The organism is Rheinheimera sp. (assembly GCF_020217005.1).
GTDB lineage: Bacteria > Pseudomonadota > Gammaproteobacteria > Enterobacterales > Alteromonadaceae > Pararheinheimera.
The window spans coordinates 1-10,000 of sequence record NZ_JAIWOI010000014.1 but is presented as its reverse complement, the minus strand read 5'-3'; the positions used below and the strand labels follow the sequence as shown (position 1 = coordinate 10,000).

Sequence of the window (10,000 nt, the reverse complement as noted above, 5' to 3'; positions counted from 1 at the left end):
CCGGTTTTTCCACTGCAAAAGACGAAGGTCAAAGAGCTTTTCAGGCTCAGCGCTGTGCACAGAGAGACTGAAGCAAAGCAAAAGAATTTTGGCGGGGTAGATCATCCTGACTCCATAACAGTACGAACAGCTTTAGGACCATTGCTTACATTAGCCGTAGCGGTGCCTTAGCTCAGTAATAGAACCTGCAATCAGTTGCTCCAGCACAGAACTGTCAAGATCAGCCAACTGTTTAAAGTACAGGCAAGACTTGCCCATTTTGTGTTTACCCAACCTGGTCAATAAAGCTTGCTGTTCCTCGCTATCCACAGACAGGTAGAACACCAGTTCCCTGCCCCGAATCGCAAAACCAGTTAAAGGCGCAACACCTGAGCGGCCGCTGTTGTAGCTGTAGTGGTAGGAGCCGTGACCAACTATGCTTGGCCCCCACATTTTACCCGTTTGCCCAGTCAGTTTTTCCAGCACAGCCATCAAAGTCTGGCAGTCGTCATATTGCTGTGCTTTGGCTCTTGACGCAATGTAATCACTGATACTGGCGTCTGTAGCTTTGGTCATCGACATAGTTCCTGCCTTTTAGATTTGACTTTACTGCTGATTCAACTCGGCAAAATACTTAAGCTGCAACTGGCTAAATAACTCTGACTGCTTTAACTCAGCCAGTGCCTGATTAAAACGCTCTGCGACTTCAGGAGTGCGGGCTAACATATGGTAGTGATTGACTTTAAAGAAATTCAGTACTTTTAAACTGCTGTCGTTTGGAGCAGTTTGGCGGTAGTAGTGCCAGAAGATATTTCTGTCCATCACCAAAACATCGACCCGGTTTTTTAATAATAAGGTTGGCAGTTGATGCTGTTCCACGACTTCCAGATAACTGCTGGCTTTGGCAACTGCAGCCGCATAATCCGGCGGTAAAAATTGCCGGGCATTTTGAAAAGCCACCACCCTGAGTCCAATCAGATCGCTCAGGCTTAAGATCTCTTTGTACAAGTCCTGACGCACAATCAAAATATTCTGATAGCTGATATAAGGCTGAGTCGCATACAGGCCAGAGGGAGATCCTCGCTGTAAAGACACAAGATCAGCCTGACCTTCGATAAATAAGTCCAGCAGACGGCCATTAGGGACATGAATAAACTGGCTGTCAAACCCCATACGTTTGGCAATAGCCGCCAAGAGCTCCAGTTCATAACCGGTTTTGCTGGCAATTTGAATGTAAGGCGGTTTTTCTACTCCCACCAAAAATTGTAACTGCTGTGCCTGTGCAGACCCAGTCAATAATACAACCCAGATTAGCCCCAGATACAGCAGTCGTTGCATCACTTTCACCTTCTACAAGCCAATTTCAGCATAGGACAAATCTAATCTGCAACTCCAGCTTTTTCTTACGTAAAGCAATGAATTAGCTTCAGGTGGATACGATTGAATTTCATAAATCTTACATTTTAATTACTTCATTTTGTCACCAGCCTTTCACGGCACTGTCATCAGACCTATCCAGAATAATGGCGTTTTCTTTAATTCAAACAACAAAATGGAGTTCCACGTGGCATTACATCACAAACAGCTGCTCGCTTTGGCAGTGAGTTCAGCCTTAGGTTTATCGGCATCCGTTGCCGCAGAAGAAGCCGCAGTTGCTGCAGCTGAGGAGCAGGAAGTCGAAGTGTTGGCCATTACGGGCAAGCGCATCAGTTACGCCAATAACAGCACAGACGAAGCTATTAAAAACACCAAAGCACCTATCGGCAACGTACTGGATTTAGTCAGTCAGCTGCCAGGGATCAGCGTAGGCCAGGGTGATGCTTTTGGTGGTGATGATTGGTCAACTACCATTTCAATGCGCGGTTTTAACGTCAACCTGAACGAACAACAGCTGGGTATTACCGTTGATGGCTTACCTAACGGTGGTTCAGGTTATGGTGGCGGTAGCAAGGCGAACCGTTATCTGGATACAGAAAACACCGCTTATGTTGAAGTAGGTCAGGGAACATCTGACATTGCCTCTGCGTCTTTAGATGCGCTGGGTGGTACCTTAAACTTTGTATCTAATAATCCTCTGGCAGAAGAAAATCTATCTCTGGGTGTAACTGGTGGTGATCACAATGCCCGTCGTTATTACACCCGTTTTGATACAGGCCAGATTGCTGGCAACACCACAGCTTACGTCAGCTTATCTGACAGTTTTAACAACAGATGGATAGGTTCTGGCAGTAATGGGTTTACCGACCGCCTGCACGGTGAAGTCAAAACTGTGACTGAGCTGGAAAATACCACTATCACTGCACGTTTCTCCTATGACGACACCGAAGAAGATAACTACAACACTGTATCGTTAGCGCAGTTTTATGATAATCCGGAATGGGACCGTCTGACCAACGTCTGGACAGGCAACCCGGATATCGATCAAAACTTTGCAGAAGTCTGGTCGACTTTGCGTGAGAACAGTTTCACCTATGTCAAAATTGATACTGACTTATCAGATAGCCTGAACCTGACCGTTACACCTTATGTGCATATGCAGTCCGGTCGTGGTGATTGGATGCCTCCGTACCAGGTCTATGTCGAAGATGCAGCAGGAAACCGTGTGAGTCGCGGCACTGGCAATGGCAAGTTAACGCCGTACCAGTACGTCAATGCAGCTGGCCAGCCTATTCTGGATCCAAATGCCGATTTAACTGGTGCAACCCGTGTTTCTTCTTATCGACATACCCACTATGAAAAAGACCGTTATGGTATGACGTCAGAATTAAAATGGACTATGGACAATCATGAACTGCGCTTAGGGGCCTGGCTGGAGCAGCAGGACCGCGACGAAAGCCGCGATTGGCACAATGTGATCGATCCAAAACAGTACCACTATTTTGACAATCAGCCGTATTGGGTGCATTACGATCGTAGCTACGAAACAGACACTCAGAAAATTTACCTGCAGGATCAAATCAGCTGGAATGACCTGACTGTCACTTTAGGCGTGAAACAGTTTTATGTTGATGTCAGCCGCAAAGACAATATAGTTGCAGGCAACGAAGGCCAACTGGATAGCGATTCAGACTTATTACCAAGCCTGGGTTTTGTCTATCGCTTAAGCGAAAACTACGAAGTGTTTGGTGGTTACGCTGAAAACTTCAAAGCCATTAGCGATGCAATTTTAGAAACCGATCAGGATTTTGGTAATCTGGAAGCCGAAACCGCGGAAAACATCGACTTAGGTTTACGCTATTTCGGCGAAGACCTGAGCCTGTCTTTCACTTATTACGATGTGCAGTTTGATAACCGTATCACCTTCTTGCAGCCTGGTGCCAATGGCAATGGTCCGGACTACCTGAACGAGTTAGACGGAACTTATGTCAACGTCGGTGGTATTGAATCAAGCGGTTTAGAAGCCAGCTTAAACTGGGAATTTACACAGGGCTGGAGCGTCTACAGTGCATTCACCAGTAACGATGCAGAGTACAGCCAAACTATCAACGCTCAGGTGTTGGATGACAAAGGCAATGTGGTATTGGGCCCGGATGGCAAACCAGCTATTAACCCTGCTGCTATTTTTGCAGGCAATAAAGTAGCAGGTTCACCTGAGACCATGTTGAGCCTGTCACTGCGTTATCAGGGCGACGCGTACCGTGCAGGTTTAACAGCCAAGCGCACAGACACCTACTTCGGCGCAGCATTAGGCGGCAACAAAGATGAAATCCCAGCTTCGACTGTGATGGATTTTTATGTAGGCTACAGCAAAGACTTATCATCTAAAGATATGTTTAAAGGCATCGATGTGTCGTTAGTGCTGAATAACCTGAACGATGAAGACTACTTAGCAGGTGGCCAGGAAGGTGCTTACTACTTAGGTGCTGAACGTACAGCTACTGTGACATTAAAACTGGATTTCTAAGTTTATTCAGTGTAACAAAAGCCGGAGCTTACACCAGCTCCGGCTTTTCCCGCTCTGCTCCACTGCCATGTAAAAATTACCAACTACGGGTAAGTTCTACAGTTTCCAGCCATTCATATCAAAAAAAGAAAAAGCTAAACCTCTGTTTTAACTAAAGTAACTTATCTGGCACAGCCATTGCTCATGTAATAAAGCAAAGTGCAGTATCAGGCTGCATTTATTAATGTTCACCAAGGAGTTTTCTTATGGCTACTTCACAAAGTACAACCGAGCAAGTCAAAACAAAAAGCAACAGCGCGTTAAATTCACCTGTGACAGAAAAAGCTGTTGAAGCTGCCCATCATGCAGTGGACGCAGTGGCGGGCAAAGCAGCGGCGGCAGAAGATAGCTTACGTAAAACAGCGGCAAGTTCTCAGGAAACGCTGGCGCACAAGCAAGAAGAGATTAAACAACAATTACAGCTCTCTTACAGTAAAACCCGCGAGTTAGCAGCGCAAAATCCACTGGCCACTGCTGGTATAGCTTTTGCCGCTGGTGTGTTACTGACAGCTTTATTGCGTCGTCGTTAAGATTAAAACGGTAAGGTGAATTTATGCACTCTGGCGACAGCCCCGGAACTCCGGAACAGCACCCAGACCAGCCGATTTTCAGTCAGGCTGACCAGGCACCGGACCAGCAGCAAGCTTTAGATCAACTAGCACAACTTGCTGCTTTAGGACAATCAGTGCAACAGGCTTACGAGGCACAACTTAAGCTAACAGGACAACTAGCCAGAGCAGAATGGCACTTGACAGAACGCAGCCTGACGCTGGCTGCTGCTTTGGTTGTTTGCTTTGGAGCAGGTTTGATTTTGTTATGGGGCAGCATTTTGACGCTGGTAGGTTACTTGTTGTTTCAATTGTCCAGTTCATTACTAGTGACAGCCCTGGCTTTGGTGTTGTTGCAGTGTGGCTTATTAATCTGTTGCTGGCGCAGCCTGGGTTATCTGTTATCCCAAGTGGGCTTTGCCAACACCCTAAAGCAACTAAAGACGCTGGTCTCTTCAGCGAAAGCAGGGAATAAAAATGCTGATCCACTATCTCGTCAAACAACAGCAAAAAAGACTTAATTTGTTCATCGAGCAGAGTAAGCTGCAACAAGAAATTTTACTGCTCAGACAACAACAACTAAAAGAACACAGCCTGGCTTTTATCACCTCAGCTCCGGGCCTGATCCTCAGTTTTAGCCTTGGTTGCCTGTTTCAGCTACGTCACAACAAAGCGATCAAAACAATGCGAACTCTGGTGGGTTTTCGTTGGATCCGAATGATCTTTGCATCCTGAGACTGTATAAAAAGCCTGACCTTTTCTTCGGGATTCAACCTCGCGACTTTTTGCACTTTGAAGCACTATTTTTTTACCACATAGATAATCACCTGTTTTCATTACAAATAAAAACCGTCACAATGGAGCGATTTTAGTTAAAAAGGAAATGCGAATGGACTTTAAAATGCAACAATTATCATGGAAGATGATGGGATTAGCGCTTCCTATGCTTGCCCTGGCTTCCCCTGTTCTGGCGACAACCCAAACAAATGTGAGCGCTGACCAGTTCAGTCTGACTCAACTAGCTACTCAACAAAGTTCGGTATTAGGCTCTGAGGCTAAACTATTAGAGCTAAACAACACCCTGGTCATATGGACAGAGCAGGCACTGAGCATTTATTCGAAAAAAGACTCAGAGATTACTTATCTCGCCAGTTACTCAGCTAAAGAGTTGTTGAACGATAAATTTGCTGTTTTCAGTAAGATGCACCTCGCTGCTGACGGCACTGCATTACTCCCTGTTAGCCCAGGCTTAACCCCAAGGCTGTTTCACATCCTGCCATCAGGGGAGCTTCAGCCAACAGCAAGTTCAGTGTTATTGCAAGATCTACAGTTTTCGTCCGACGGCAAAACCATAATGGGTAAAATTTACGCTGACACCAGCTATCAACTCTACAATGTCAGTCCAGATCTTAACTTTAATCTTCAGAATAGGTTCTCCCTCCCTTATCGTTTACTATCAGAAACTTATGACTTCAGTTCGGCTGATAGTTTATTATTTTTACCTTCGGTAGAGGGCGATAAACCCACAGTCGCCGTTCTCAAAGCTACAGCTACTTCTACCTATGAAAAATTGACGCCTGTTTATGTTAAAAGTTTTGATATTCCTCTGAGGTACGAAAGCCAAAGCAAACTATTGTTTACATTAGGTGAGCAATTGAGTTGTTATAAAATACCTCAGGAAAACGACCCACAAAGTGCGCCACAAAACTCTTTTGATTATTGCGCTTCCTTAGCTGGCTGGCCGCATTTACGCTATCTGGACAGCCGCAATGGTCAATTGTTGGCCAGGCAAGATAACCAGTTTTTAAGATTTGACTTGGTTAATTTTGATGCGCAACCTGAAGCTGACGCTGAGTACGTCGCTGGCACTGAAGCCATTCTGGCTGAAGCGGGCGTGTTCCGTTTATCAGAGGCAGCTCTGAATTTTGACCACTTTTCTGACTCCGGTTTAGACCTTGAATTGAAGCATAACACTCAGGGAATAAGTTGGAACGGCGAGCAAAACTGGTCTTTTACTGCTCTAACTGACAATTTGGCACTCAACTCCGACGGTAAAAACTTCTACTTATACAAAATAGCCGAAGATAAAATAGTTCCTCAGGGTGTTTGGCATACAGGAGATTTTTTTTCTGCCGCCGAATTTGACGGGCAATACAGCTTACACATCAGAAAAACTCAGCAAGGGCAGTTCGTTGTATGGCGTCAAAATGCCTTGACGCTGGCAAATGTACAAACCGACATCCTAAAACCGGAATCTAAATTTCTGCTCAAGCTTGATGATGCAGAATGGCTTGGCGCAGATTTTAATCCTGATGCGCAATTACAGTTTTTTGGTAGTTATATTCTGGTCCCGGGGAAAACCAAACTGCATGTACTCAAAATTGAGCAGGATAAAATAGTTACAGTTGCGCAAAGAACGATAGAGCAAGAACTAGATTCTGATTGGGCTAATCCTGATTTTAATGCCGAAGTGGATGGTCAGCTGTTTCACTATAGCTCTGCTGAAAACATCCTCGTCAAATACAGTGTAACAGGCACAACTCTGAACAAAAGTGCTGTTCTGTCCGACATAAACTCAGGGAAAACTGTCAGGCTGCATGGAAATGAAAAGCTCCTCTTTGTCCAGCAAGATAGCGAGCTGGTCAGTTACAAAGTGCAGACTGCGGCTCTGGCCTTACAGGCACAACACAATTTGATTGCCCCCCATTTCAAGGTATTGAGTAAACAACTTGCAGCAGAGTATGGTCCGTCAAATGGATTAAGGCTCTATCAAATTGATAATCAGAGTGGAACACTGAGCCTGCTGCATGAAACAACAGATAACACTGATGTGGCAGTTGTTCATCGGGTTTTCAATAAGCTTATCGAAGTATCGAAACAGCAGGCAGCGAATCTGACTTTGTTCAACTATAACCTGCCGCCTTATCTGACAGAAAATCAAGCAGAATTGAAACTGAATCAAGGTCAGGTCGCTAGTATCCCTCTGGCAGGATATCTGCAGGATGACGAACAGTATCAGGCTCTGGAGTTTAAACTAGCCAACATAAAACAAGGCTTTATGATAGAAGGCGACAGTTTAAGCTACGACGGTAAAGCACTGGATCAGAGTGAGCTGCTGATTGTTGCAACAGATGAAATGGGAGCATCCACAGAGCTAGAGCTTAATTACAGCTACAACAGCGCGCCTCAGCCTAAACAGCCGCTGGACGCTATAAAAGTGAACGAAGCGCAATCACTGAAGCTATCCATCGCTGCTTTATTTGTTGACCCTGAAGGACAAGCTTTTACTTTTAGTCCCACAAGCTCGGCTGGCATTAGTCTGAGTGAGCAAGGTGAGTTGACAGGTAAACTGACGCAAAGCCTTACTTTGACGACAAAACTGATGGATGAGGCCGGTGCAACAGCAGACTATCAGATGCAGCTTATAATAAATAAAGCCCCTGTAGTGCGTGATACAACGGCTGTGATTAAAGCTCAGGCGGGTAAGGCGATTAGCCAGAGTTTGAATAGCCTGATCCAGGATCCGGAAGGCGCTTCACTTCGCTACACCGCGGTCACCCTACCTAACGGTTTGACGCTATCAGGTACAAATAATGAACTGCTGACAGGTTCTTTTGCTGCAGCTGGTAACTACAACGTGATTGTGGCAGCGACGGATCCGGATGGCGCCAGTGCAGAGCTTAGTTTGGATATTCAAGTCAGTGCAGCGACCGAAAACACTGAGCAGCCAAGCAATGGCTCTGGTGGTGTGGCTGGCTGGAACTGGTTCAGTTTGCTTCTCCTGAGCTGGTATAGTCGGCGCAAAGCTCTGTTCAGAGCTAAGTCTGGCCCAACGGAATAGATCCAGGGGGCTTAGCATTTTGTTTTGATTTGCTAAGCCCTTATTTTAGTGTGAGCAGCCTTTTAAAAATAACGTTCGGTTTTTTAAGGCTAAATCAGGATAATCTGAAAATACTCCATCTATACCCTGCTGAAATAATGCCTGCATTTCTTCATCAAAACTAAAGGTGGTTTTAGCATCTTTGGCCATTAAATAATTGGACTCAGCCCTAAAGGTGTAGGGATGTACTTTTAAGCCTTGAAGCTGAGCTGCTTTTACAAAAGGTTTTAAGTTCAGGCTGTGCTTTTGATAAATGCTGCTACGCCATGGCCCTATACCAGCAGCGTAGCTATGCACAAAACCCAAGCCTTTATCATTCAGTAAAGCGGAGTAATCCAAAGGCTTAGCTGCTGATAACAAAAAACCAGCCCCTTGCGGATAAATAGCTTTTAAATCAGCGCCCTTTTGCTGATGGTAAAACACATCATAAGGCACAGAGAAGCTATCTTTAGGTGGTAGATAGGCCTGTTCTGTGTCACCAATCAGCTGGATCAGTGGAAATGCCACCTTCATACCTGGCATCCACTGCCGCTTTAATTCCAGCAGGTTTTGTACTTCAAACGACTGAATAAAAACCCGTGCCGGATCAGTGAAATTTAATCGCTTTAATTCCTGGACCAGCTTTTTGCTGGTATCAAGCGCTATCGCTTTACCATCCAGAGTTTGGCCATCATAACGAAAATAAGTCGGGTGTTTGGTTTCAATATAAAGCCCGACTTTACGGCCTGTATCGGCTTCAAACTGTTTTACCAGGCTGACAATTTCAGCCAAAGTAGCAATAGAGTATTGATCGTTATGTTCAGCACCTTGAGGGCGAAGTGCAGGCAAGGGTTCGCGGGCTTTCAACTGCTTTATTTCAGTCAAAGTGAAGTCTTCACTAAACCAGCCTGTGATTGGAATGCCATCAATACGCTTAGTGGTTTTGCGATCGGCAAACTGCGGTAATAGGGCCACGTTGGTGGTATGAGTTAAGTCATTTTCATGACGACTGATAAGCTGACCATCTTTGGTCGGCACTAAATCCGGCTCGATAAAATCAGCGCCCATCCGCATCGCAAGTTGGTAAGCTTCCAGAGTATGCTCAGGTAAATGGCCACTGGCTCCACGATGCGCAATTACCAGAGGAGGATGCAGACAGGCATCAGCAGCAGTCACAGCGAAAGGCAAAAAATTCAGAGCAAGAAGGCTCAGAGACAGCAGAGAAAACCTTTGTTGTATCAGCATATTGTTTATACCTTTTGCAAAAACTTCATCCTAAAACCACAGAATGACAATAGCATGACACAAAATGCAGAGGCTGGGCTTGCCCTGCCCGTCTGGTGTTCAAAGCTGCACCAAAAAGGTTAGATTAACGCCGCTCTTGTGCCCAAAGATAAAGGCCACTGGCCATAATGACCCCTGCACCAATCAGCAAAGATAAATCCGGATACAACTGCCAGAGTACGATATCAAAACCTACCCCCCAGACCAGTGCTGTGTATTCAAAAGGCGCTATCACTGAAGCCGGTGCTAATCGAAAAGCTTCGGTAATACTGACCTGGCCTATAGCACCACTTAAGCCCATCAGCGCAAACAACCACAGGTGATCAGATGACAGAGCGACCCAGTCCGGATAGGCTAAAGCGCCAGCGCCCAGCCCTATCATGGTCA

At 45.5% G+C, this 10,000-nt stretch carries 8 protein-coding genes and 1 pseudogene; 5 read left to right on the top strand and 4 right to left on the bottom strand.

From position 1 onward, the window contains the following. Positions 1-150 precede the first annotated feature (150 nt). Both LDL40_RS00725 and LDL40_RS00720 read right to left on the bottom strand, forming a co-directional pair. Positions 151-555 (bottom strand): DUF1801 domain-containing protein, encoded by a 405-nt coding sequence (locus LDL40_RS00725; RefSeq protein WP_300992694.1) that lies wholly within the window; start codon positions 553-555, stop codon positions 151-153. A 30-nt stretch (positions 556-585) separates the two neighbouring features. Further along, complete coding sequence (locus LDL40_RS00720) at positions 586-1,317, bottom strand: ABC transporter substrate-binding protein (protein WP_300992691.1); 732 nt, start codon at positions 1,315-1,317, stop codon at positions 586-588. Positions 1,318-1,543: 226 nt separating this feature from the next. Between LDL40_RS00720 and LDL40_RS00715 the strand changes: the two genes are divergently transcribed. From LDL40_RS00715 to LDL40_RS00695, 5 genes are all read left to right on the top strand, one after another. Further along, complete coding sequence (locus tag LDL40_RS00715) at positions 1,544-3,883, top strand: TonB-dependent receptor (RefSeq protein WP_300992689.1); 2,340 nt, start codon at positions 1,544-1,546, stop codon at positions 3,881-3,883. Between the two features lie 245 nt (positions 3,884-4,128). Continuing rightward, positions 4,129-4,452 (top strand): DUF883 C-terminal domain-containing protein, encoded by a 324-nt coding sequence (locus LDL40_RS00710; RefSeq protein WP_300992687.1) that lies wholly within the window; start codon positions 4,129-4,131, stop codon positions 4,450-4,452. 23 nt (positions 4,453-4,475) lie between these two features. After that, on the top strand, positions 4,476-4,991 hold the full coding sequence (locus LDL40_RS00705) for a hypothetical protein (protein WP_300992685.1): 516 nt from the start codon (positions 4,476-4,478) through the stop codon (positions 4,989-4,991). Beyond that, positions 4,948-5,205, top strand: a complete 258-nt coding sequence (locus LDL40_RS00700; protein WP_300992683.1) for a hypothetical protein — start codon at positions 4,948-4,950, stop codon at positions 5,203-5,205. Before LDL40_RS00705 ends, LDL40_RS00700 begins: the two co-directional genes overlap by 44 nt. A gap of 166 nt (positions 5,206-5,371) precedes the next feature. Further along, complete coding sequence (locus LDL40_RS00695) at positions 5,372-8,311, top strand: Ig domain-containing protein (RefSeq protein WP_300992680.1); 2,940 nt, start codon at positions 5,372-5,374, stop codon at positions 8,309-8,311. A gap of 45 nt (positions 8,312-8,356) precedes the next feature. Here the strand turns inward: LDL40_RS00695 and LDL40_RS00690 are convergent, their stop codons facing one another. Together LDL40_RS00690 and LDL40_RS00685 are read right to left on the bottom strand one after the other, a co-directional pair. Next, positions 8,357-9,574: a glycerophosphodiester phosphodiesterase family protein gene (locus LDL40_RS00690; RefSeq protein ID WP_300992677.1), complete on the bottom strand. Its 1,218-nt coding sequence runs from the start codon at positions 9,572-9,574 to the stop codon at positions 8,357-8,359. A 124-nt stretch (positions 9,575-9,698) separates the two neighbouring features. Then, positions 9,699-10,000 (bottom strand): annotated as a pseudogene (locus tag LDL40_RS00685) (EamA/RhaT family transporter); the annotation flags it as partial.